We start from the raw sequence: 24993 nt of genomic DNA on the forward strand, positions 1-24993 counted from the left end.
TAGTTTTATACTAAACTGATCCTATAAGATGTTTTAAGTCCGAGATTTGATTCTCCCACAGTTGTTTAGCTTCGCCTACTTCTTCTTTTTCAGCAAAGTCAACCACCATCAATGATACATCTTTAGTCAATTCATCAACTAAAATATGCAGTTCGAAAAAGTATTCAGTGTCTTTACTGCTTTCGTCAACCCATTTGAACTTAACTTTTTCTCCAGTTTTTTTAGATGCTAAACGCGCTTTTTCCTGCGAGTCGTTCCAAATGAAAGTAAAAAATTCGCCTCGTGAATTTACATTGTCTGCAAACCACTCTGACAAACCTGACGGCGTTGATATATATTGATACAATAATTGCGGCGAAGAATTGATCGGGAACTCGATTTCGTAACGTATTTTTGAATCCATGTGCTGCGTTTAATTTTTTCGAAATATAAGAATATATGTCCAAAAACAATGCGTTTTTAAAAATATTTTTTTTTCTTCATTTTATGCTTGTGTGCTTTAATATTATTTCTATCTTTGCACCCGCAATCAGGAATTACTCCTAATAGCAGTCCAGGCGAGGTAGCTCAGTTGGTTAGAGCGCAGGATTCATAACCCTGAGGTCACGGGTTCAACTCCCGTCCTCGCTACAGGTAAAACACCACTTTTAGTGGTGTTTTTTTTTGTTTATAACACACTGATAACGAAATAATTTACATTTCAGATTGACATAAAAGCTATTTTAAAAAACAGCTGATTTAATGTCTTTTGTAAAAAAATAAGACAATTCAAAACCGAATTGCCTTATCTTAATATCTTTCTTTTATCACTCCTTAAAGTAATTCGCCCCCCAAATTGCATAACGTTTTTTCATCGTTTCAATTTTTGTTTGAAACTGAGTCCAATCTTTATTTTCTTTTGGTGACCATAAAACTTCGCTCAACGCACTTAATCTTGGAAATATCATATATTCAACTTTGGCTGGATTTGCCATATATTCTGTCCAAACGTTTCCTTGAGCACCTAAAACGTATTTCGCTTGCTGTTCGTTCAATTCTTTCGGAATTGGCTCATAGCTGTACACTTTTTCTAATGGTAAAAATCCGCCAATAGTTACTTCTTTATCGTTTTTAGTTTGAGAATGATCTAGGTAAACGTGGCTTCCTGGCGTCATGATAACTTGGTGATTTTCTTTTGCTGCAGCGATACCTCCTTCTTCACCTCTCCAGCTCATTACGACAGCATTTGGCGCCAAACCACCTTCTAAGATTTCATCCCAACCAATTAACGTTTTTCCTTTTTTATTGATGTATTTCTCCATTCGCTGAATGAAATAACTTTGTAAGCCATGTTCGTCTTTTAAATTTTTCTCTTTTATTAACTGCTGGCAAAATTCGCTTTTTTTCCAAGCATCTTTAGGCGCTTCATCTCCTCCAATATGAATATATTTTGATGGAAATAAAGCCACAACCTCATCAATAACATTTTCTAAAAATTTAAACGTATTTTCAGTCGGAACAAAAATATCAGCATGAACGCCCCACGTTTCTTGAACAATTTTATTTCTGCCGTTTGCCATTTCTTTTTTGCTTTGGTCAGAAATCATATTATCAGGAAGATTTGTTTTTTCGTTTGGAAAACAGCTCAATTCAGGATAAGCTGCAATAGCTGCACTTCCATGTCCCGGCATTTCGATTTCTGGAATTACCGTAATAAATCGGTCTGCCGCATATTTCACAATTTCTTTTACTTCTTCTTGAGTGTAAAAACCTTGCTCTACAGTATTATCGCTTCCTTTTCCTGGATATCTTCCAATGATGCTTCCATTTCTTTTTGAACCAATTTCAGTAAGTTTTGGATATTTTTTGATTTCGATTCTCCAACCTTGATCTTCGGTTAAATGCCAATGAAAATAATTCAGTTTATGTAAAGCCAAATAATCAATGTATTTTTTAACGAATGAAACTGGGAAGAAATGACGCCCAACATCCAACATTGCACCTCTATAAACGAAACGAGGTTCGTCGTTTACCTCAACTGCTGCGATTGCCAAACTGTTGCTTTTTTCTACCGGAAGCAATTGTATAAGTGTCTGCATTCCATAAAAAGTACCGATAGGCGAATTTCCTGTTATCTCAACACCATTTTTATCTGACTTTAAAGCATAGCCTTCTGCCTTAAGTCCGCTGATATTTTTTTTGCTAATTAGTTTAATCGCATTTTTGTCTACCTTTTTAGAGATTGGCAAAACAAAACCATAATAATCAGACAAATATTTATTAAGAAAAGTTGCTGTAGCCTTGTCTTCTGTATTTGCAACAACTAGAGTGGTTTGTGAACTAATCACAAAATTACCCACATTTTTAACCACTTTTACCGGTTGCGGAATGATGTTTACTTCCTGAGCAAACGACATTGCACTGCATAAAAGAAGTGAAAAGAAAAATGACTTTACCATATTTATATTTTATTTATTATTATTAAAAAACCGAAAAAACTATTGTGTGTACGATAACATTTTACCCTAAAAACAGTACTATTTTATAAACACACAGAAACATTGAAGTTTATATTTCTGTGTGCCTTTTATTAATTACAACTAAAAGGTTGCGTTAATCTATTTTGTGTAAGCTACAGCAAGTTGTTTGCTGCTTCCTAAACCTTGCATTCCAAGCTCAACAACATCTCCAGCTTTAAGGTAAATTGGATCTGGCTTAATTCCCAAACCAACACCTGGAGGAGTTCCCGTACTAATAATATCACCTGGAAGCAATGTCATAAATTGGCTTAAATAATGCACTAAAAATGGAATTTTAAACACCAAATTTGATGTATTACTGTTTTGGAACGTTTTGCCATTTACAGTCAACCACATTGACAAATTATTTACATCTTCAATTTCATCTTGAGTTGCCAAAAATGGTCCAAGTGGAGCAAATGTATCGCATCCTTTTCCTTTTGCCCATTGTCCGCCACGCTCTAATTGATAAGCACGCTCACTATAGTCATTATGAAGACAATATCCTGCTACATAATCTAAAGCTTCAGATTCTTCAACATAACTTGCTTTTTTTCCAACTACGAAAGCTAATTCGATTTCCCAATCTGTTTTTTCACTGTTTTTTGGGATAATCACATCGTCGTTTGGTCCACATAAAGCAGTAGTCGATTTAAAGAAAATAATTGGTTCCGTTGGAATTGGAGCATTCGTTTCAACGCAGTGATCCACATAATTTAATCCAATACAGATCAACTTTGAAGGTCTTGCAACCGGAGATCCCAAACGAACAGAAGCATCAACTTCTGGCAATGCAGGATTACTTTCTAAAGCTTTTTTAAGTTTTTCCAATCCGTTTTCCTCAAAAAAAGCTTCGTTATAATCTGTTACTATCGATGATACATCAAATCTTTTTTCATCTACCAAAATACCTGGTTTCTCTTTTCCGGCTTCACCAAATCGTATTAGTTTCATTTTACTACTTTTTAATATATTATACTTTTCTTATTCAATTACATAAATTTTGGCACTTCTTGCGCCGTGCGCCCCTATAACAAGAGACTGCTCAATATCAGCTGTTTTTGAAGGTCCAGCGATAAATACTCCAAATCCTTCTTTTGATACATCTAATTTTTCATATGCCTGATGCATTGTATCTACGATATCTTTTTTCTCAATGACCAAAATCAGATGCTGGCAAATAAAAGGAACCAATCGGTTTATCATTTGGCTTTCAAAAACCCAAACTGCTCCGTTTTCAGCAACTCCAACTGTACCTTTTATATACGCTTTTTCAATTTTTTCAAGTTCAAAAGCAGGCAATTTAGCAATTTGATTGTCGATGTCGCCAAGCTCTGCAATTGCATTAACTACAAAATTCCCACTTTGTTTGTCTGCAATTAATTGTTGTTTAAGTACTGCTAAATCAGAAATTAATTCTGCTTTACCGCCAATGCTTTCTAACACTGTTTTAAACTGCACATATTTGTCTTCATAGCGAATAACCGCATTTTGATCAATAACAGGAACGTCAATCAATTCAGGTTGATTTCTCGCTATAGCATTCAATATATTTTCTCTCGCGCTCATCAACTTTTATTTTTCTTGTTTTTCAAATACCAATCGCGAAATGATTCTTTTGGAGCTTCTGGCATTTCTCTTTGTTTGAACCACGGATTTGCCTTATTGTTTATCATCAATGGAAATGCGCGCATACTCCATCTTCCAACTTTTCCAATCAAGCGATACATTTTAGGATTCGAGAAAAGAAAACTTGCTCCCTTCATTCCGGCCTTTTTTCCTGTCGCTACATAACCTTCCGAAACAATTACTTGTCTCCATTTCCATAATTGTTCATGAATATTAATTTTCACTGGACAAACATTACTGCAACTGCCACACAAAGTAGATGCAAAAGGCAAATCGGCATTGGCTTTCATATCCAAATTTGGATTTAAAATGGAACCAATTGGCCCCGCGACAGCAGTGTGATAACTGTGTCCGCCACTTCTGCGATACACCGGACACGTATTAAAACAAGCTGCGCAGCGAATGCATTTCAGCGAGTTTCTAAAATCTTCCCTTCCTAATTGCTTGCTACGCCCGTTATCAACGATCACGATATGCATTTCCTGATTCGGTCTCGGTTTATGAAAATGACTCGAATACGTTGTGATAGGCTGTCCTGTAGCGCTTCTCGCCAACAATCTCAAAAACACCGATAAATGTTCTGCTTTCGGGATCAATTTTTCAAATCCCATACAAGCAATATGAACGGCGGCGGTGTGCGCGCCCATATCAGCATTTCCTTCATTGGTGCAAACTACAAAACCACCAGTTTCTGCAATTGCAAAATTAACTCCTGTAATCGCTAAATCTGATTCTACAAATTTATTACGTAAATGTTGTCTTGCCGCTTCCGTTAAATATTGCGGATCATTATTTCCTTTTTCTGTTTGCAAATGCTCATGAAAAGTAGCACTTACATCTTCTTTTTTCAAATGAATTGCTGGCAAAACAATATGACTTGGAGGCTCTTTTCTGAACTGAACAATTCGTTCACCTAAATCTGTATCGACAACTTCAATTCCGTGATGTTGCAAATATTCATTAAGATGACACTCTTCCGTCAGCATGCTTTTGCTTTTTACAATCTTCTGAATTTTGTGCTTTTTGATGATTTCATGCACAATTTCATTGTGTTCTTTAGCATCTGAAGCCCAATGCACTTTTATTCCATTTGCAAGCGCATTTTTTTCAAATTCTATTAAATAATTGGAAAGATTAGAAAGGGTACGATTCTTAATTTGCGAACCCCATTCTCTTAATTGTTCCCATTCCGGCAAACCATGAGCGGCCTTGTCCCTTTTTGCACGAACAAACCATAAAGTTTCATCGTGCCAATCGGTTCTTGGCTCGTCAGCTATAAATTTTTCCGCTAAATCAGCGTGTTTTACCGTCATTCTATTTTATTTTGAGTTTACTCTTTATCAGACTAATCACTTTTATTTTAAATCAAACTATTCAATATTTCAGCTATATGAATGGTTTGAACTTTACTTCCTTTTCGTTTCAATAAACCTTCAAGATGCATCAGGCAACTCGTATCACCTCCAGTAATAAAATCAACATCATTGACTTCATGTTCTTGGATTCGGTCTTTTCCCATTTTAACGCTTACCGCTTCTTCAAAAACACAAAAAGTTCCTCCAAAACCACAACATTCGTCATTTCGTTTTGGTTTTCTGAGTTCAATTCCTTCGACCATATTTAGCAATTGTTCTGGTTTTGAAAATTCAGGCAACATTCTTTCCGTCATTGAAGAAAGATGCAATCCTCGTTGTCCATGGCAACTATTATGCAATCCGACTTTATAAGGGAATTTTGCCTTCAGACTTTTTACTTTTAAAACATCGGTAAGAAACTCTGTTAATTCATAAACATTATTACGAATATGGTCAGCTTCATTTGAATTTGTATCATCTTTCAGATGCTCTTTTACATGCAAAACACAACTTCCCGAAGGCGCAACGATATAATCAAATCCTGAAAAATTTTTAACAAAATTTACATCACAACCTTTGCTTAAACTTGCGAAACCACTATTTGCCATTGGCTGTCCGCAACAAGTTTGCTCTAAAGGAAATTCAACATCACACCCTAACTTTTCCAGCAACTGCAAAGTAGCAATGCCCACTTTTGGATAAAACTGGTCAATGTAGCACGGTATGAATAAGGCAATTTTCATTTGACTTAATTATTCAATTTAATAAAACCACCATCAAGAGGATAATCACAACCTGTTACAAATCCAGATTCATCGCTGCATAAAAATAATGCTAAAGCCGCAACCTCATCGGGTTTTGCCATACGTCCGATTGGTTGTGTTTTTGACAATTTTTCGAACATTTCAGCTTCTTTCCCTGGATAATTTTTAGAAATAAATCCATCTACAAAAGGCGTGTGAACACGTGCAGGAGAAATAGAATTACAACGAATATTTTCTGCCATATAATCTTTTGCAACTGATAAAGTCATTGCCATTACAGCACCTTTTGCTGTCGAATAAGCAAAACGATCTGGAATTCCAACCCAAGCCGCAATCGAGGCCATATTTAAAATCACGCCACCACCCGATGCTCTTAAATGCGGAATAGCGCCGTGTAAACAATTGTACACTCCTTTTACATTGACATTCATAATTCGGTCAAAATCTTCTTCAGCTGTGTTATCTACTTTTCCAACGTGAGCGATACCAGCATTGTTTACCAAAATTTGAATATTTCCAATTTTTTCAAATGTTGCTATTATTTCTTTTTGATTCGCCACATTACAAGCGTGAGAAAATACTTTTCCGCCAGCAGCTGTAATTTCTGCAACAGCATCTTTAGCGCTTTCTTCCGTTAATTCAATAATATGAACTTCAGCTCCTTGTTTTGCAAATAAGGCAGAAATCGCTTTTCCAATTCCACTTCCACCACCTGTAACTACTGCTTTTTTATTTTGTAATGAAAACATATTTTTTATTTTTAAAGATTCGAAAATCAGAATTAACTCTTTTTCAAATCTGCATTTTAGACATTCAATTTTTCTTTATAAGAAATTCATTTTTACAAAGATACACCACGTTTCCATGGAATAAAATCATCTTGATTTAAAGAAACTGCTTTTGGGATAATTTCACCACTTGCCGCTTTGATGCAATATTCCAAAATATCTTCTCCCATTTCTTCAATAGATTTTTCTCCACTAATTATCGGACCGCAATCAATATCAATAATATCACTCATTCTTTTTGTCAAAACAGAATTTGTCGCCACTTTTATAACTGGACAAATTGGATTTCCTGTTGGCGTTCCCAATCCTGTCGTAAACAATATTAATGTCGCTCCAGATGCTGCTTTGCCTGTTGTTGCTTCAACATCATTACCTGGCGTACAAACCAAACTCAAACCTGCTTTTGTTGCAGGTTCTGTGTAATCCAAGACATCAACAACTGGTGCTGTCCCTCCTTTTTTGGCCGCTCCTGCGCTTTTTATAGCATCTGTAATTAATCCGTCTTTGATGTTTCCTGGTGACGGATTCATATGAAAACCTGAGCCCACTTTATGCGCCAAAGCATCATAAGACTGCATTAAATCAATAAATTTTGTCGCTACCGCCTCGCTTATGCAACGATCAATAAGATTTTGCTCTACTCCACATAATTCTGGGAATTCAGCCAAAAGCACTTTTCCTCCTAAAGCCACAAGCAAATCAGAAGTATAACCAACCGCTGGATTTGCAGAAACGCCACTAAAACCATCACTTCCGCCACATTTCACGCCCAAACATAATTCGCTTAAAGGCGCTGGCGTTCTTTCGAATTTATTGATTTCAACTAATCCTTCAAATGTTTTTTTGATTGCATCGGCAACTAATTGTTCTTCGCTTTTTGCTTGTTGTTGTTCAAAAATCAACAATGGTTTATCGAATGCTGGATTTTGTTTTTTTACATCATTTACAAAATCCTGAATTTGCAAATGCTGACAACCCAAGCTTAATAATGTAATTCCAGCAACGTTTGGATGATTGGCGTAAGAAGCCAATAAAGCGCTCAAAGTTGATGCATCTTGACGTGTTCCGCCACATCCACCTTGATGATTCAAAAATTTGATTCCGTCAACATTTTTAAATATTCGATTTGTATTTTCTGTTGGAGTCATTTGAACATCAACTGAATCTAAATCTTCTCCATTTTTATACGCTTCAAGCAAATAATGTGTGTATTGCGTGTATTTATCACTTACCGAATATCCTAATTCATTGTGAAGCGCTTCGCGAATAACATCAAGATTTCTGTTCTCACAAAATACAGTTGGTATAAACAACCAATAATTTGCAGTTCCAACACGACCGTCGCTTCTTTTATATCCATTAAACGTTCTGTTTTGATATTTAGAAACATCTGGCGCTTGCCACTTAAAATCGACATCACGATATTGATAAGGTTCTGCCGCATGTTTAAGATTATCGGTAGTCATTAAACTTCCTTTTGCAACGTCATTTTGAACTTTTCCAACCAAAACTCCATACATGGTAATTTCAGAACCTTGTTTTAAATCGGTTGTATAAAATTTATGTTTCGCTTTTATTGTATCGGTAAGAATATAATCTTGTCCTTCAAAAGTTATTTTTTCTCCTTGTGCTAAATCAGTTAAGGCAACCAAAACATTATCTGCTGGATGCATTTTTATGACCAATCTTTTAACTCCGTTTTCTAACATCTTATATAAATAGAATTTATGCTTTATTTGTTTTATGTCCGTTAAATGCAAATAATAGTATTACCGAAAAACAAGTTAACGGTACCACATAACCATATTGAATGCTTCCAGTAACATCTGAAATCAACCCTAAAACCGGAGGAAGCAAAGCTCCTCCAACGATCGCCATTACAATCAATGAAGATCCAATTTTAGTATTATGCCCAAGCCCGTCGATTCCCATTGAGAAGATTGTTGGGAACATGATACTCATAAAAAAGGCTATTGCGATTAAAGTGTAAACGACAATCATTCCTGAGCCAACAATTGCTACAATAGATAAGCAAATATTTATGATCGCGTAAATAATCAATAATTTTCTTGGCTGAATATATTGCATGAAAAATGTTCCTGCAAAACGACCTACCATAAAAGCCAGACCGAAAAAACCTAAATATTTTGCTGCAACATCTTCGCCAAGTCCGGCAGAAGTAGTAGCCATTTTTATAAAAAAACTCCCCACGCAAACTTGCGCTCCTACATAGAAAAACTGCGCTAAAATCCCCCAACGCAAGCGTATCGATTTTAAAGCTCCTGAAAAACTTCCGCCTTCAGCTCCTTCTTTATCTTCATCTTTTACATCGGGCATATTGGTAAAATAGAAAACCAATGCTACTGAAAGAATAATCAATCCTAAAATCAAGTAAGGCATTTTTACGCTTGCTGCTTCTTCTAAAACATAAGCATGCAAATCTGCTGGAGCCATGGCATCCATTTCTGCTTGCGTTAAATTCTTTCCCGATAAAATCATTGGACCAACATAGGCAGGCGCGATAAAAGCGGCAAGTCCGTTAAACGACTGCGAAAAATTCAATCTTTTGGTTGCTGTTTCTGATGGACCTAAAATGGTAACATATGGATTTGCTGCTGTTTCTAAAAAAGTAAGTCCGCAGGCGATTACAAATAATGCGCCCAAAAAGTAAATATATTGCAATGAATTGGCGGCAGGCACAAACAATATAGAACCAATGCCAAACAAAATCAGTCCAATCATAATCCCAGATTTATAACCGTATTTCCTCATTATATATCCGGCAGGCAAAGCCATGAAAAAATAAGCCACAAATACAGAAGAGTCTATTAAGGAAGATTCTAAATCGGTAAGATTAAATGCTTTTCTTAAATGCGGAATAAGTATTGGATCTAAGTTGTGCACAAAACCCCAGAAAAAGAAAAGACTAGTAACCAATATAAAAGGAAACAACCATCTCTTATTTTCCCGAGAAGATACATTTTTTCGCACATCCAATTCAGTTGTTAATGCCATATGTTTTTTATTAAAATTATACTTTTTTAGAAATATAAAAATACAATACCTGCGGTATATTTATTAATTCAATATTGCCCTTGTTTAATCATTAATTGTCAATTATGAAAAAAAACGAATGAAAAAATATCGCTTTCTGAAAAGAATATGATCAATAAAAAAAATCCCAAATTCCAAGTTTAGAAGACATTTGGAATTTGGGATTTTTTTATTGGAATTTTTTAGAATTTATTTTGTAGAATACGGTCTATCTTTAGCAGAAACTCCCCAAGTTTTAGAAGGTTTTGCCCCCATTGTAAAGATCAATTCGCCACCTTTCATAACGTCATCATGCAAAATGTAGCTCTTTGTATATTCTTTTCCGTTTAATGTTGCTTTTTGGATATAGATGTTTTTTGCATCATTATTCAACGCTTTTACTGTGAATGTTTTTCCATCAGCAAGATTCAAAACGGTTTCATCCATTGAAGGACTTCCTATACAATAAACACCGTTGTACGGATTTGCAGAATACATTCCCATCGCATTCCAAACATACCAAGCCGACATTTGTCCTACATCTTCATTTCCGCATAATCCATCCGGTTTATCGGTGTATAAATTGTCAACAATGTAACGCACTTTTTCAGCAGTTTTCCAAGGTTGTCCCACAAAATTGTATAAGTACGTAATATGATGACTTGGCTCATTTCCGTGTGCATATTGCCCAATCAAACCGGTAATATCGCTTGATGCTTCTTTACCCATATCACCCGAAATGGTAAACAAAGTATCTAGTTTTTTTGAAAATGGTTTCTCGCCACCCAACAAAGCAATAAGTCCTTCAACATCTTGAGGCACCAACCAAGTATATTGCCATGCATTTCCTTCTGAAAAATCTCCTTTTTCATGTATTGATTTAAATGGATCAAAAGGAGTTCTCCATGCTGTATCGCTTAATTTAGCGCGTACAAAACCAACTGATGGATCGTAATATTTTTTATAAGCTTTTGAACGGTCAAAGAAGTAATTATAATCTTCTGTCTTTCCCATTTTTTTAGCCATCGCAGCAATAGCACCATCAGAAATTGCATATTCTAATCCGTAAGAAACTGATTCTCTCAAACTATCTCCAGGAATATAGCCCAACTTTTTTACGAAGTTCACGCCACGATCGTCCTGCATCGCAGTCGCTTTTACTGCTTCAAAGGCTAGTTCGCCATCAATTCCTTTTATTCCTTTTAAATAAGCATCAGCTACAATTTGAATGGCACTGTTTCCTGGCATACAATACGTTTCGTTGCCCATTAAATGCCAAACCGGAAGATGTCCTGATTCTTTATAAATTGCCAACATTGAATTGATCATGTCTGAAACTTTTTCTGGTTGTGTCAACGTGAATAAAGGATTTGCTCCTCTATAGGTATCCCATAAAGAGAAAGTTGTCAAATTGGTAAATCCCGCCGCTCTATGAACTTGTTTGTCTGTACCATAATAATCACCATTGTTATCATTAAAAATAGAAGGTGCAATCATGGTGTGATATAAAGCAGTATAGAAGATTTTCATTTTTGCAGGATCAGCTGATTTTACTGCAATTTTACCTAACTCTTTATTCCATTTTTCATCTGCTTGAGCAACTACTTTTTCAAAGTTCCAACCTGAAATTTCTTTTTTAATGTTCATCAAAGCATTTTCAGCACTCACTGGTGAAATTCCAACTTTTATTTTAATTACTTCATCTTTTGAAGTTGAGAAATGAATAACCGCTTTTGAGCTATCTCCAACAACCACTTTATTGATCATTTCTCTTGTATTGTCGTACAATTGGATTTTTTTTGCTGGTTTGGATAAAATTGCTGCGAAATAAATACGTTGATCATTCGCCCATCCTTTTGAAAAACGATACCCTTCAATTAATGTGTCATTTTTTACCTTTATGTAAGTATCAACCGCTCTATCCCATCCAATTCCTTCTACTAAATCCAAAACAATATGCGATTGATCTGAAGCAGGAAAAGTATATTTTTGAAAACCTACGCGTTCTGTCGCAGTCATTTCAGCTTTGATTTTGTTTTTCTTCAAAATAACCGAGTAGTAGCCAGGTTTTGCCACTTCATCCTTATGATCAAAATCAGAAATATATCCGTTTGCCATATCTTTTGCAGTTCCTTTTTTCAAATTCACTTTACCTATTGCTGGCATAAAAAGGAAATCTCCAAGATCACCAATTCCGGTGCCGCTCAAGTGCGTATGAGAAAACCCAATAATAGTTGGATCAGAATAATGATAACCCGAACACCAATCCCAACCTTGAGAAATGTTTACAGGTCCAAGCTGAACGCCTCCAAACGGAACATTGGCTCCCATAAAAACGTGACCGTGAAATCCTGTTCCGATGTAAGGATCTACATATTGCGTCAAATTTTGTTTTGTGGTCTGACTGTTCATTTGCAGACAGCAAAATCCTAAAAGTGTAAAAAATGTGGCTTTGATATTTTTATTCATTATTTGATATTTTTTTGTGGCATGAAATATTCATACCGATATTTTTTGTTTCTGTTTTTATTTTGCAATTTCAAAACTAGCTTCCAAAGCAGTATCTCGGGAATTAGAACCAATTTTCACATTGTATTTTCCTTCGTAAATTTTGAATTCTTTCTTAGAATCATCCCATTTTTTAAGTTCTTCCAATGGAATTTCTAAAGTAATAGTTTGAGAATTTCCTTTAACTAAAGCAACACGTTTGAACGCTTTCAATTCTTTTAAAGGCATTCTTTCCGCATTTGGATATTCAATATACGCTTGTGCAACTTCATCAGCATTGTATTGACCTGTATTGTCAATTTTGATTTGCATCGAAATTTTATCAGAAGTTGTTTTGGCGTTCTCTGGCTTTTGAACCCAATTGTAACCGAAAGAAGAATAACTCAATCCAAAACCAAAAGGATATTGAACTTCTTTATCAAAATAACGATACGTTCTTCCCTTCATTGCATAACTATTGTAATCTGGCAAATCACTGAAAGATTTGTAAAAACTAACTGGTAAATGTCCTGAAGGAGAAACTTTTCCAAAAAGAAGATTTGCTAAAGCTGTTCCGCCTTGCTCGCCCGGATACCACGCAAAAACAATAGCATCCACATAAGGCTCAATAGCCGAAATATCGACAGCGCTTCCTCCGGTTACGACAGCCACAAGAGGCGTTTTTGTACCTTTTCGAAGCGCTTTGATGTACGCAATATGCGATGCAGGAAGATCCATATTTTTTCTGTCTCCTTTTCCGTCAGCTAAAAATGCATCACCTTCTTCGCCTTCATAAACCGGTGTAAAACCAATTACGGCAATTGTAACATTTGCCATTGACGCCGCCCAAACACCACCAAAATCAGTGGTATTCGTAAAATCACAACCCATATCATATTCTACGCGTGTGTCAGGATCGACTGCGCCGGCAATTCCTTCAACAAAGTTTACTGCTTTATCGCTAATTCCGTGGTAGTTTCCTAATAAAGCATCTAATGAAGCTGCATTTGGCCCCACTATCATAATGGATTTGTAATCTTCTTTTTTCAACGGCAACACTTTTGTTTTGCTATCTCCAAATTGGCCATTTTTAAGCAAAACCATACTTTGTTCTGCCATTTTCAAACTCAGATTTCTATGATACGTATTGGCAATACTGTCTATTCCATATTTTCTATACGGATTATCTTCTGCTTTGTCATAAAACCCTAATTTGAATTGAGTTCGTAAAGTCGGTGCCAATGAATTATCAATATCTTTTACAGTAATCAATTTTTGATTTAAGGCATTTATCGCATCTTTTTGCAACAATCCACTGCAATCCATATTAACTCCTGCTTTAATTGCCGCAGCCGCAACAGTTACGCTATTTGGAAGCGTTTTGTGACCTTCATAAATATCCTGCAATGCCCAACAATCCGTAACGACGTGTCCTCCGAATTTCCATTCTTTTCGTAAAATATCCTGCAATAAGCTTTTTCCGGTACAACAAGGTTCAGAATTCACTCTATTATAAGCACACATTACCGTTTCAACTTTAGCATCAACTAATTTTTTAAAAGCATACAAATAGGTTTCTCTTAAATCTTTTTCATCAACAGTAACATCAATTGAATGTCTTGTTTTTTCTGGTCCGCTATGTACTGCAAAATGTTTGGCGCAAGCCGCCGTTTTCATGTATCTAGGATCCGTTCCCTGCAATCCTTTAACATAAGCTGTCCCCATTTTTCCCGTAAGAAAAGGATCTTCTCCATACGTTTCTTGACCTCTTCCCCAGCGTGGATCTCTGAAAATATTAATATTTGGAGACCAAAAATTCAATCCCATATATTGCAGACGACGATCTTTGGCTACAGCCATATTATTTTTTGCTCTCGCTTCTGTCGAAATTGCGTTTGCGACTTCGTTAAGCAAAGGATCATTAAAAGTTGCCGCCATTCCTAAAGCTTGAGGAAAAACTGTTGCTTTTCCTGCTCTTGCCACGCCATGAAGCGATTCGTTCCACCAATTGTATTGCGGAATATCCAATCGTTTTACCGCTTTGCTTTCAAAACCTAACAACGATATTTTTTCTTCAATCGTCAATTGTTTCAATAAATCATCTACCCTTTTATCTATTGGCAAATCTTGATTTTTATAAGCTGGCGTCTTTTGTTGCGCATTTGCAATACCAATGCAAAAACAAAAAAACAATACAAATCGGTAAGTTTTGGAACAATTCATTATTGCTATTTTTAAAATTTCAAAATCGTATTTGGTTTTTCCTAAAACGTTTTACTAACTAAATCGCAAAGAAAACGTAATTCCTGCAATCCATACTAAGTACAAAAACATAACTCATTATTATTCAAAAATTTAATAATTAAATGCTTTTGATTAATCTGCGTAATTTCGGAAATTTAAAGATATAATATCTTTTCTTTAAATAATAATTCGATATTATCTAAATTTAAGTAGCAATTGCCTTTACAAAATGACGTTTAGAAAATAAAAAAGCTAATTTTTCACTAAAAAAAGGCAATATCGAGTCCCTCTCGCAACTGAAAATTTTCTATTTTAGCTATTACGAAATTCGTGCTGAGGTTCGAGCATAAATCCCATTTTTAAAATTTCAAAACGCCTATGAAGACATTTTCTAATTGTTTTACCGCCTTTCAATCTTATTTTATTAAATCGATTTAGCAAATTAGCCTGAATTGTATATTCTTATAAACTAATCACATATCAATTGCTTTTTGTATTACAATGAGCAATCGTAAAACCAAACCATACATGAAAAAACTCCACTTAACTTTACTTGCCATTTTTGTTATTGCATTGTCATTTGGTCAAAAAAATCCGAAAGCGATCAAAGTTACTTATCAAAGAAGCTATAACGGAAAAATTGCTGAAAATCAAGATCCATTATTTTTGTTTGCTACCAAAGAATTGAGTTTGACAACGACCAATAAAATTCTAGAGCAAAAAGCGGCACTTCCGTATGAGCAGACTTTTATTGATTTTAATACCAAAACCATTTCGCAATGGGCGCAACTTAAAAACAAATCAATTCTCAATAATGACACCGAAGCGTTGGGAAAACAAAAATTTGAATTCAGCAATGAAACCAAAAAAATCCTGAATTACACGTGCAAAAAAGCGACGACTTCTGTGAACTCTAATAAAATCGAAATTTGGTACACCAACGATTTAGACTTAAAAGGTGGACCATCAGTTTTAGGACAGGATTTAGGTTTGGTTTTGGAAACGATTCGTAATGGTAATAGTGTTGTTACAGCATCAAAAATTGAAATCTTAAAAACTGTTCCGTCTTTTTTAAAAATTCCGAATGTACAAGCTGTTGATCAATTGACTTATAAAGATTTATTGTGGAAAAGCCGTTTTATCAATATTCCTGTTTTCAACAAAGAACAAATTCATTTTGTATCTGATGCAAAATCGAATGACAGCATTTTAAGATTTGCCAGCGGAACTGTCATTGTTCGAAAAGTAAAATTACCAGAAATCAAAAAAGGAAGTGCCATTTTTGTTGACGTTACCCAACAATCGAATGGAGACGCTTATGACAGAACGGGATCGGTTTTTATGATTCCGATGGACAAAAAAACGTCTTTTCTCGACGGATTAAAAAATGGCGTGAAATCATTACCACAATATGAAAATGGAAATGGAAAAAAATACCAAGGTGTTACGGCAACAGATGAATACACTCCTTTATTGGAATTGATGCGTTTTTTTACTCCATTTGGCGTAAAACATTTCAACTATCTGCAATTAAAAGATAAAGTTTGGCAAGACAGTGTTTCGTATCGTCAAGATATCTCGTTGTTGCAACCAAAATTGAGCAATCAAGAAGTTTATATTGGGATGTTTATTGGGAATTACGATGCGGGCGGACATAAAGCAAGCTTAAATATTACGATTCACGAAGGCGAAGACAACAACACAAAAGCCGATTATATTTTGCCACTTTTCAATACGCTTAATGTAATGGAAATGGCAGGACAAGAATACGGAACTATGTTTGATAATGAAAAAGGGCTTGAACTGACATTTGAAGTGCCGCAAGGATATAAAAATTTCAAATTGAGCTATACTACAACTGGCCACGGTGGTTGGGAAAACGGCGATGAATTTTTGCAGAAGAAAAACACCATTTTTATTGATGGAAAAGAAGTTTTTGGATTCACACCTTGGCGTACCGATTGCGGTTCTTACCGATTAAGCAATCCAGCTTCAGGCAACTTTGGCAATGGTTTATCATCCTCAGATTTGAGTCGTTCAAACTGGTGTCCGGGAACAACAACCAATCCAAACTTAATTGAATTAGGAAATTTAACTCCTGGCAAACATACGATTCGTGTTATGATTCCGCTTGGAAAACCTGAAGGAACTAGCAGTAGCGCTTGGAATGTTTCTGGATTTTTAATTGGAGAAAAATAAAGTTTTAAAATTAACTAACTATCACTTTGACAATTTTCTAAAAAGTCAAAATTAAACCACAAAGAAATCATGAAAAAAATCATAATTACGCTTCTGCTTTGCTCAATCAGCTGGACGACAGTTTTGGCGCAAACCTATACTCCATCGGAAGGAAATTTAAAAAACCGTAAAGAATTTCAGGATGATAAATTTGGAATGTTTATTCATTTTGGCCCTTATAGTGTTCTTGGCAACGGCGAATGGGTTATGAACAACCAAAACATTAAAGTAACCGAGTACGGAAGATTGATTAATGTATTTAACCCGCAAGATTTTGATGCGAAAAAATGGGTTGGAATTGCCAAAGCTGCAGGCATGAAATACATCACTTTTACTACGCGTCACCATGATGGTTTCAGTAATTTTGACACCAAATTATCGGACTGGAAAATTACCAATACACATTTCAAAAGAGACTTGCTAAAAGAGCTTTCTGATGAATGTCACAAAGAAGGCATCAAATTATTTTGTTATTATTCTCTTTTAGATTGGACAAGAACAGATTACCAATACGAAACCGGAAAAACCGGAAAAGGAACTGGCAGAACGCAAAAAAGCGACTGGAACAGCTACATCCGTTTTATGAAAGGACAATTGACTGAAATACTTTCGAATTACGGCAAAATCAGCGGTATTTGGTTTGATGGGCACTGGGATCAATTGGACAACGATACAGACAAAACATTAACCTCAAAAGTCAATTGGCATTACGACGAAATTTATTCTTTGATTCATTCCCTTCAACCCGACTGTCTGATTTCAAACAATCATCATTTATTGCCAATTCAGGGAGAAGATTTTCAGGCGTTCGAAAAGGATTTACCAGGTGGCAATACTACAGGTTTTGGAGGACAATCTATTTCGCAGCTCCCTTTGGAGACTTGTGAAACGATGAATAATTCTTGGGGATTCAACATCAATGACCGAAAATACAAATCAACAAAAGATTTATTGCATTATATGATAAATGCAGCAAGTCTGAACGCGAATTTCCTACTGAATGTTGGTCCAATGGCAGACGGAACAATTCAACCTGAATTCGTTGAAACTTTAAAAGAAATAGGAGTTTGGATGAATAAAAACGGAAACAGTATTTACGGCACAAGAGGCAATGTAATAAAATCACAGGATTGGGGCATATTTACTGCAAAAGACAAAACTTTGTTTGCGCATATCATCTATACTCCAAAACAAGCAGATTATATTTTTATTCCAGAAATGAAGCAAAAAATCAAAAAATGTTATTTGATGGACAGCAAAAAAGAACTCAAATTCAAACAACAACCGGAAGGAACTTTTGTTTATTTGAACGGCATCAAAATTGATGCAGTCGATACTATCATAGAAATGCAAATACTTTAAAAGGCTATAGGCTGTACGCTTTAGGCTATACGCTTTCTTAGCTACATGAAGCTTCTGGCTTACTGCCTATGACTAAAAAAATAATTCATAATGTTAAAAAAGACTATTTTTCTCTCTTTTGTTGCGTTCGTGGCAATTGAAAAAACAACGGCTCAATCGACTTTTTCAGCAGAAAAATTTCTGCAACACGACACCTATCTTGCCTCTGATAAATTAGAAGGTCGATTGGCGGGAACAAAAGGAAACAATGAGGCGGCGGCTTACATCAAAAAATATTTCAAAAAATTTGGACTTAAAAAATTCAACAACAATTATTATCAGCCGTTCAAAATTTTCATAAAACCGGATATCAATAAAATGAAATCTGACAGTGTTTCCACTCAAAATGTTGTTGGTTATCTGGAAGGTTCTGATCCAAATCTAAAAAACGAATTTATTGTAATTGGCGCACATTATGATCATTGGGGATGGGGCGGAAAGGGTTCTGGAAGCAAGAAAAAAGATACGATCGCAATTCATAATGGAGCTGACGATAATGCTTCAGGCGTTTCGGCTCTTTTGTCTATTTTAGAAGAACTGCATCATGCTAAAACCGCTCCGAAAAGAAGCATTATTTTTATTTCTTTTAGTGCTGAAGAAGAAGGTTTATTGGGTTCAAAATATTTTGTCAATCATTTGCCTGTAGATAAAAATGCAGTAAAAGTAATGATCAACATGGATATGGTTGGAAGACTAAATGACAAAAAAGAACTTTATATGGGAGGCGCAGGCACTTTTCCGGATGGAGTTGAATTAATGAAAAAATTAGGAGAAGGCAGCGGATTAAATCCGATTGTATTTGCGGGCGATGTTGGGGGCTCCGACCATGTTACTTTTTACAAAAACAATATTTCTGTTATTGGCTTACATACAGGCGGGCACCCACAATATCATACACCAGAAGATGATACAGCCTTAATTAATAGCGAAGGTGCAATTTTGGTTTCAAAATACATTTATAATGCTTTGACTGCAATTGCCAATTATGAGCAACCATTGACTTTTATTAAACAAAACTAAACGAATTAAGATGTAAAATTGGCACACAGATTTTACAGATTAAACAGGTTTAAAAAAAGGCGAATCCAAATAGATTCGCCTTTTTTATGCTTAATTGTCTTTTTATTTTCCCTAAAAATCAATCAATTAGCACGTAAAATCTTTTAATAAATTCTACAAAAGTGTAACACTCGATAAAAACCAAAGTCTTTATATGTAACGAGCCTTTCTCACTCGTTTAATATTAGTTTGGTTTTAGTTTCAGCAACCGTCACATTACTGGAATTGGGTTTTCACAAACAAAAAACCCCAGACTCAGGGTTTCCTGAATCTGGGGTTTAACAAATACTAACCAAACATTAAAAATGAAATTATTTTACGTCCCAGAAAATTTTGGTACTTAAATTATCATTTGCTTTTACGGTATTGTAATTTGCAGTGTTATAAACACTCTCAGAAGTTGGATATGTCCAACGAGTTGGAGGTGTTTTTCTAACAGAACTTGTTTCGTCTTCCATGAAAGTTAATGCTGGAAGTTTCAATCTTCTTTGTTCAGCCCAAGCTTCGTCAGCTTGCATGATGTTGAAGTGAATGTACTTTTGGAAAGCAATTAACTGCAACTGTGCCGCCGCTGTAGTAGCTCCTGCGAAGTTTATTTTAAGAATATAGGCATCAATTTCAGCAGCTGTTGGTTCTGAAGTTGGTTTCCAAGTTAGAACGTCAGCTTTATCTCCTAATCTTACATAGTACTCGATAGATTGTCTGATTGCTTTTTCGAAATGAGTTTTAGCTGTAGTAGCATTTCCACTTCTTGAATAATACTCTGCAAGAAGCAAGTTAATTTCAGCAGCATTGATTAATGTACCAGGCAACCATTTGTTTCTACTGATTACAGATCTGTTGTAGATTCCGATTTTACCGTCAGTAATTAACTGATCTTGCGCTCCTGAAGTCAATGATGGATCAAGTCCTACATAAGTTGTTGCATTTGCTCCTTTTTCAAATAACCATGGCTCACGAGGATCAAGATTAGCATTCATGTGGTCAATCATTGCTTTTGGAGCAAGATTGTTATTTGATGATTCCAAAGCATCGATGAAACCAGCAGTATCTAAATCAGTATCTTGAGTATATACTTTGAATGCAATATTTTCTGCATTTTCATCAACAATTTTTGCCTCAGCAATAATAGCTGCGATTTCAGTATTTGCTCTTGCAGCTAAAGATGAAACTCCTGAAACTCTGTTTAGTATTCTTAAACGTAATGAGTTACAATAGTTTCTCCACATTACCAAGTCGCCTTTGTTGATCAAATCCTGATTTTTGAACTCTACACCCACTTTAGTAGATAGTGTAATTGTGCTCAATTCAGTAGAAAAACCTTTCAAATCATCTAACATTTTTGTGTAGATCTCAGTTTGGCTGTCATACTTCGCAGCAGCTTTAGTATAGTCTCCACCTGTCATACTGATTTTACCAGCTTCAGAGAACGGAATATCACCATAGTTATCGATCATTTTTTGTGTATGATCGTACAAATAGATTGTAGAAGCAATAGTATAAATTCTACTATCTGTTTGCTCAGCCGTTGGCAAAGCAGCAAAAGCTTTTTCTAACTCTCTATATTGCGTAATAAAATTGTAATATCTATCCCATCTGTAAACAGTAGCAGCTCCTGGAATATAACGCCCTGTTGTGTTACTAAAACCATGTGCTTGAGTGTACGAAAGAGAAGTTGATCTAAGAACTGTAAAATAGTTCCAGTATGATGGAATTACATCTTCAAAATTAACTTTTAAGAATCCTGCAAACTGTTTAGGCACAGTTGTTACTTCAATCTTTGATGGATCTCTATATGCATCTGCGAAATCATCCTGCGAACAAGAACCTAGAAAAAGTCCTGCTGACGCTAATGATATATATAATAATTTTCTCATGTTGTATTTTTTTAAATTAGAATTTATCAAATTAGAATGATGCTCTTAACGATACTCCGTAACTTCTTGTTGCTGGAGATAATCCTGCATTGTTCACGTTTTGAGCCCATCTTGTTCCTGCAACAGTTGCTTCAGGATCCATATCCTTAATTGTTCTATAGATAAAAAACAAGTTACGTCCGAATAAAGAAGCCGTTAATCTAGTAGCTCCAATTTTTGCTGCGAAAGCAGACGGAACATTATAAGCTAATGATAATTCTCTCAATTTAACATAGTCATTCTTTTGAATATACAATTCATAACGAGAGCTGCTGTATTGTGGTCCACCCCAGTTGTAAGTCATATTGTAGTAACCTGCCTGAGAGATAACATTTGTATTTTTTGTACCATCAGGTGCTATACCGTCCATCAACATACCATCACGGAACAATTGCTGACCAGCTGGTCCTGCAGTTGCGCTGTTAGGAACCTGAACTCCTTTACCGTTATCCATGTAGTAAGTTAAACCACCACGCTCATTCGTGCTGAAGTTCAAACTCTCTTCTGTCAAACCTCTTGAAGTCATCCAGTTAACACCAGTTGGCATTAAATATCCTCCATAAGAGTAATCAATATTTACATCTAATGTGAAATTTTTGTAAGTAAATGTGTTGATCAAACCTCCAACACCTTTTGGCATTGCTGTTCCGTATTTCTCCCATTTATCACCATCGATCATGTAGAAACCATCAGAATCAACCATTTTGTTACCGCTAGCATCTGTTTTGATAGGGTGTGCATAAATACCTCCCATTGGCTCACCAACAACAGATTTTAATTGAGCAGCTGATCCATCATAATCTTGGTGTAAAAATTCTTTTGAACCATCAGATAATGATACTAATTTGTTTACGTTTTTAGCCCAGTTGAATGTTACATCCCAAGAAAAACTTTCTGTTCTAAAAGGTGAACCTGTCAATCCAATTTCAATACCGTGGTTAGCCAATTCTCCAACGTTAGCCAAGATAGATTTCGCTCCTGTAGTAGGCGCTAATGTCAAAGGAAGAATTTGGTCTTTAATTTTTGCATTATAGTATGAGAAATCTAAACCAAGTCTTCTGTCGAAGAATTTAGTTTCAAAACCAAGTTCGTACTCGTTTTTCATTTCAGGCTTAATTCCTTCATTACCATATGATGCATTAGATGTTGTAATCAACACAGGAGTTGTAGTTCCTTGAGTTCCTAATGAAGTTTGGTTGAATGCAACGTTTGCTAAGTAAGATTCTGGATAACTACCCACAATACCCCAAGAAGCACGTAATTTTGCATAACTAATTACTTCTGGTAATTTAACTGCTTCAGACAATACGAAACTTGAGTTAACAGAAGGATATGTAAATGAGTTGTTGTTTGGATTCATTGTAGAAGTACGGTCTCTTCTGATTGTACCTTCTAAGAATAAGTAATTTTTATAGCTACCGTTGATTGTTCCAAATGCAGCATCTTTCAAAATTTCATATCTTCTAGAAGTACTGTTTGCAATATTGATAGATGCGTTCATATCGTACCATCCTTCAACACTCAAACCACCATTTGTAGAACGAGTTAAGAATTTACCTGTTTCTTGAGAACCGTTGAAACCAACTTGTGCTCCTACAGTAAAATCGTCATTAAGTTTTTTGTTGTAAGTCAACAAAACCTCTCCGTAAAGGATGTTGTAATCTTGAGATTCCATTCCGAAAGCACCAGATCTGTCACCTCCGAATTGATAGATCAAAGGAACTTCTACAGGATCTTTAGATTCAATGTTCACAGAAGATAAATCTGATGAAACACGACCACGTAATGTAAAATCACCAAACGTAAGCGTTTCTGTAACACTAGCAATCAAACGGTTTGTAATCTCATCTTGTTGCTTAGCATTTGTATTCCAAAAATAATCTCCAATATCAGCTTTAAAACCATTATAGATAATGTTTTCGCTTGGAGTTAAGCTCTGACCAGATAAACCTTGAACATATTTATAACCTAAACTTGTTTGATATTTAGCTCTGTACCAATCTCCATTGTCGAATGGGCTAAGCATACCTGTAAAGTTATTAATCAAACGGTCCATAGCATAACTACGATTATGAACATTTTGGTTCATATAGTTTACAATAACATCTGTTTTTAAATGTTGACCTGTTTTAAAAGATGCATTTAAGCTTAAGTTGTTTTTCTTATTACTGTTACCCATAGATAAACCGTCTGATTCAATATGTGTATAAGAAAAACGAATATTACTATTATCAGTAGTATTTGTAAGTGCGATGTTTGTTGTAGCATCCCACGCATTTTGGAACATGTTTTTGTAGCCATCTTTTTGTGCAGAGTATGGACGAACCACACCATCCCAAGACATAATTGGTTTTCCATCAAACCAAGGACCGAAGTTGTTACTACTTGCTGAAACTCCTCTCATATCAGCAACACCATCACCATTAGTATCATAATGTGCGAAACCATCTGGTGCATTAAATCCTGAAGAATAGTTCGCATTTGTCCATCCTGGACCTCTTTCATATTGGAATCTTGGCAAGTAAGCAATTTGATTTCCTGAGTAACTTGTACTGAAATCAATACCTAAACCTTTTTTCCCTTTACCAGATTTTGTAGTAATCAAAACAACTCCATTCACAGCTTCAGAACCGTATAATGCAGCCGCAGAAGCTCCTTTAAGAATCGAAATGTTCTCAATATCTTCAGGGTTAATATCTGCTAAACCATTGCTTTTCATACGTGGTTGATTCCAATAATCACCATTGTTAACATCACCATCACGAATTGGAATACCATCCATAACGATAAGCGGTTGATTTTTACCAGAAACACTATTTAATCCACGAATCTGGATATTGATTGGACCATTTCCACCTGGAGCAGATGTAACACGTACACCTGGCGCTTTACCATATAAAGAGTTCGCAATTGTTGGTGATGCCGTTTTTGTAATCGCATCTGCTTTGATTATACTTGTAGCATATCCAATAGCTTTATTCTTTTTAGTTTGCCCCAAAGCAGTAACCGTAATACCATCAAGCTCATTAGTAGCAGTAGATAATCTAACATCCATTCCATCAGTAGCTCTTAATTCTACTGTTTTAAATCCTACAGCACTTATAACAAGTGTAGCTCCTTCTTTTACTGAAATTTTAAATCCTCCATTTTCATCAGTAATTGTCTCTTGCTTTGTCCCTTTCTCTTTCACATTTGCATAAGGAACAGGCAAATTTGTATTATCTGTAATTACACCGGAGATTGTCTTGTTTTGTGCATTTACTCCTTGGTAACACAACATCATTAGAAAAACTAACAATGATTTGTATAACAGTTTTCTCATAATTAATATTAGTTTGGTTTGGTTTAAATTTATTTTTAAATTAAAAGGTTCTGATTATTTAAAAAAACATTGGATACTAAAACCTTTAATTTTCATATTGCCATTTTCTCAACCTGGCAATAGCTAAGTTTCTTGTTTGTCACATCTCTATTTTTTCTTTTTATATCATACGCGTGTTTTTTGTTTAATAATTTGTTTGAGTTTTCTGAGTTATTATTTTTATTTGCCAACTATAACGTTTTAGCAATTGGTTTTTAAA

Annotated in this window: 16 protein-coding genes and 1 tRNA gene; 4 read left to right on the top strand and 13 right to left on the bottom strand. The window is 35.3% G+C overall.

Annotated elements, in window-relative coordinates:
* Positions 1-10: 10 nt before the first annotated feature.
* Entirely contained in the window at positions 11-403 is a 393-nt protein-coding gene (locus AAYQ19_RS13815) for an START-like domain-containing protein (RefSeq protein ID WP_026727620.1), read from the bottom strand.
* A gap of 153 nt (positions 404-556) precedes the next feature.
* Between AAYQ19_RS13815 and AAYQ19_RS13820 the strand changes: the two genes are divergently transcribed.
* Positions 557-630 (top strand) — tRNA-Met (locus AAYQ19_RS13820).
* A gap of 176 nt (positions 631-806) precedes the next feature.
* Here the strand turns inward: AAYQ19_RS13820 and AAYQ19_RS13825 are convergent.
* The 10 genes from AAYQ19_RS13825 to AAYQ19_RS13870 all read right to left on the bottom strand — a co-directional run bounded on the left by AAYQ19_RS13825 (position 807) and on the right by AAYQ19_RS13870 (position 14777).
* Positions 807-2438, bottom strand: coding sequence for a beta-N-acetylhexosaminidase (locus AAYQ19_RS13825; protein ID WP_343537011.1), 1632 nt, complete (start codon positions 2436-2438; stop codon positions 807-809).
* 159 nt (positions 2439-2597) lie between these two features.
* Entirely contained in the window at positions 2598-3452 is an 855-nt protein-coding gene (locus AAYQ19_RS13830) for a fumarylacetoacetate hydrolase family protein (protein ID WP_343537013.1), read from the bottom strand.
* A gap of 30 nt (positions 3453-3482) precedes the next feature.
* Complete coding sequence (locus AAYQ19_RS13835) at positions 3483-4067, bottom strand: LutC/YkgG family protein (protein WP_343537014.1); 585 nt, start codon at positions 4065-4067, stop codon at positions 3483-3485.
* Positions 4067-5440, bottom strand: coding sequence for a lactate utilization protein B (locus AAYQ19_RS13840; RefSeq protein ID WP_343537015.1), 1374 nt, complete (start codon positions 5438-5440; stop codon positions 4067-4069). Before AAYQ19_RS13840 ends, AAYQ19_RS13835 begins: the two co-directional genes overlap by 1 nt.
* A 47-nt stretch (positions 5441-5487) precedes the next feature.
* Complete coding sequence (locus AAYQ19_RS13845) at positions 5488-6225, bottom strand: (Fe-S)-binding protein (RefSeq protein WP_343537016.1); 738 nt, start codon at positions 6223-6225, stop codon at positions 5488-5490.
* Between the two features lie 5 nt (positions 6226-6230).
* A complete protein-coding gene (locus AAYQ19_RS13850; protein WP_343537017.1) occupies positions 6231-6995 on the bottom strand; it encodes an SDR family NAD(P)-dependent oxidoreductase in 765 nt (254 codons plus the stop codon).
* A gap of 92 nt (positions 6996-7087) precedes the next feature.
* Positions 7088-8707 carry a UxaA family hydrolase gene (locus AAYQ19_RS13855; RefSeq protein WP_343537019.1) on the bottom strand — a complete coding sequence of 540 codons (1620 nt, stop codon included), beginning with the start codon at positions 8705-8707 and terminating at the stop codon, positions 7088-7090.
* Positions 8708-8759: 52 nt separating this feature from the next.
* The gene (gene fucP / locus AAYQ19_RS13860) at positions 8760-10049 is read right to left on the bottom strand and encodes an L-fucose:H+ symporter permease (protein ID WP_343537020.1); all 1290 of its coding nucleotides are present in this window, start codon (positions 10047-10049) and stop codon (positions 8760-8762) included.
* 228 nt (positions 10050-10277) lie between these two features.
* Complete coding sequence (locus tag AAYQ19_RS13865) at positions 10278-12536, bottom strand: GH92 family glycosyl hydrolase (RefSeq protein WP_343537021.1); 2259 nt, start codon at positions 12534-12536, stop codon at positions 10278-10280.
* A gap of 57 nt (positions 12537-12593) precedes the next feature.
* Positions 12594-14777: a glycoside hydrolase family 3 N-terminal domain-containing protein gene (locus AAYQ19_RS13870; RefSeq protein WP_343537023.1), complete on the bottom strand. Its 2184-nt coding sequence runs from the start codon at positions 14775-14777 to the stop codon at positions 12594-12596.
* A 549-nt stretch (positions 14778-15326) separates the two neighbouring features.
* Here AAYQ19_RS13870 and AAYQ19_RS13875 point away from each other — a divergent pair.
* The 3 genes from AAYQ19_RS13875 (at position 15327) to AAYQ19_RS13885 (ending at position 19457) form a co-directional block, all read left to right on the top strand.
* The gene (locus AAYQ19_RS13875) at positions 15327-16997 is read left to right on the top strand and encodes a GLPGLI family protein (protein WP_343537024.1); all 1671 of its coding nucleotides are present in this window, start codon (positions 15327-15329) and stop codon (positions 16995-16997) included.
* A gap of 69 nt (positions 16998-17066) precedes the next feature.
* Positions 17067-18398, top strand: a complete 1332-nt coding sequence (locus AAYQ19_RS13880; protein WP_343537026.1) for an alpha-L-fucosidase — start codon at positions 17067-17069, stop codon at positions 18396-18398.
* 90 nt (positions 18399-18488) lie between these two features.
* Complete coding sequence (locus tag AAYQ19_RS13885; RefSeq protein WP_343537027.1) at positions 18489-19457, top strand: M20/M25/M40 family metallo-hydrolase; 969 nt, start codon at positions 18489-18491, stop codon at positions 19455-19457.
* Between the two features lie 350 nt (positions 19458-19807).
* Here the strand turns inward: AAYQ19_RS13885 and AAYQ19_RS13890 are convergent, their stop codons facing one another.
* Together AAYQ19_RS13890 and AAYQ19_RS13895 are read right to left on the bottom strand one after the other, a co-directional pair.
* On the bottom strand, positions 19808-21373 hold the full coding sequence (locus AAYQ19_RS13890) for a SusD/RagB family nutrient-binding outer membrane lipoprotein (protein WP_343537028.1): 1566 nt from the start codon (positions 21371-21373) through the stop codon (positions 19808-19810).
* A gap of 31 nt (positions 21374-21404) precedes the next feature.
* Complete coding sequence (locus tag AAYQ19_RS13895; protein WP_343537029.1) at positions 21405-24734, bottom strand: SusC/RagA family TonB-linked outer membrane protein; 3330 nt, start codon at positions 24732-24734, stop codon at positions 21405-21407.
* Positions 24735-24993 lie beyond the last annotated feature (259 nt).

This window comes from Flavobacterium mesophilum (assembly GCF_039581405.1).
Lineage (GTDB): Bacteria > Bacteroidota > Bacteroidia > Flavobacteriales > Flavobacteriaceae > Flavobacterium.

Excerpts from the sequence above, each read along its gene's own strand:
- AAYQ19_RS13865 (WP_343537021.1), bottom strand. The coding sequence starts at position 12,536 with ATGAATAAAAATATCAAAGCCACATTTTTTACACTTTTAGGATTTTGC.
- AAYQ19_RS13850 (WP_343537017.1), bottom strand. The coding sequence starts at position 6,995 with ATGTTTTCATTACAAAATAAAAAAGCAGTAGTTACAGGTGGTGGAAGT.
- AAYQ19_RS13845 (WP_343537016.1), bottom strand. The coding sequence starts at position 6,225 with ATGAAAATTGCCTTATTCATACCGTGCTACATTGACCAGTTTTATCCA.
- AAYQ19_RS13895 (WP_343537029.1), bottom strand. The coding sequence starts at position 24,734 with ATGAGAAAACTGTTATACAAATCATTGTTAGTTTTTCTAATGATGTTG.
- fucP (WP_343537020.1), bottom strand. The coding sequence starts at position 10,049 with ATGGCATTAACAACTGAATTGGATGTGCGAAAAAATGTATCTTCTCGG.
- AAYQ19_RS13890 (WP_343537028.1), bottom strand. The coding sequence starts at position 21,373 with ATGAGAAAATTATTATATATATCATTAGCGTCAGCAGGACTTTTTCTA.
- AAYQ19_RS13835 (WP_343537014.1), bottom strand. The coding sequence starts at position 4,067 with ATGAGCGCGAGAGAAAATATATTGAATGCTATAGCGAGAAATCAACCT.
- AAYQ19_RS13815 (WP_026727620.1), bottom strand. The coding sequence starts at position 403 with ATGGATTCAAAAATACGTTACGAAATCGAGTTCCCGATCAATTCTTCG.
- AAYQ19_RS13830 (WP_343537013.1), bottom strand. The coding sequence starts at position 3,452 with ATGAAACTAATACGATTTGGTGAAGCCGGAAAAGAGAAACCAGGTATT.
- AAYQ19_RS13870 (WP_343537023.1), bottom strand. The coding sequence starts at position 14,777 with ATGAATTGTTCCAAAACTTACCGATTTGTATTGTTTTTTTGTTTTTGC.
- AAYQ19_RS13855 (WP_343537019.1), bottom strand. The coding sequence starts at position 8,707 with ATGCATCCAGCAGATAATGTTTTGGTTGCCTTAACTGATTTAGCACAA.
- AAYQ19_RS13875 (WP_343537024.1), top strand. The coding sequence starts at position 15,327 with ATGAAAAAACTCCACTTAACTTTACTTGCCATTTTTGTTATTGCATTG.
- AAYQ19_RS13880 (WP_343537026.1), top strand. The coding sequence starts at position 17,067 with ATGAAAAAAATCATAATTACGCTTCTGCTTTGCTCAATCAGCTGGACG.
- AAYQ19_RS13825 (WP_343537011.1), bottom strand. The coding sequence starts at position 2,438 with ATGGTAAAGTCATTTTTCTTTTCACTTCTTTTATGCAGTGCAATGTCG.
- AAYQ19_RS13840 (WP_343537015.1), bottom strand. The coding sequence starts at position 5,440 with ATGACGGTAAAACACGCTGATTTAGCGGAAAAATTTATAGCTGACGAG.
- AAYQ19_RS13885 (WP_343537027.1), top strand. The coding sequence starts at position 18,489 with ATGTTAAAAAAGACTATTTTTCTCTCTTTTGTTGCGTTCGTGGCAATT.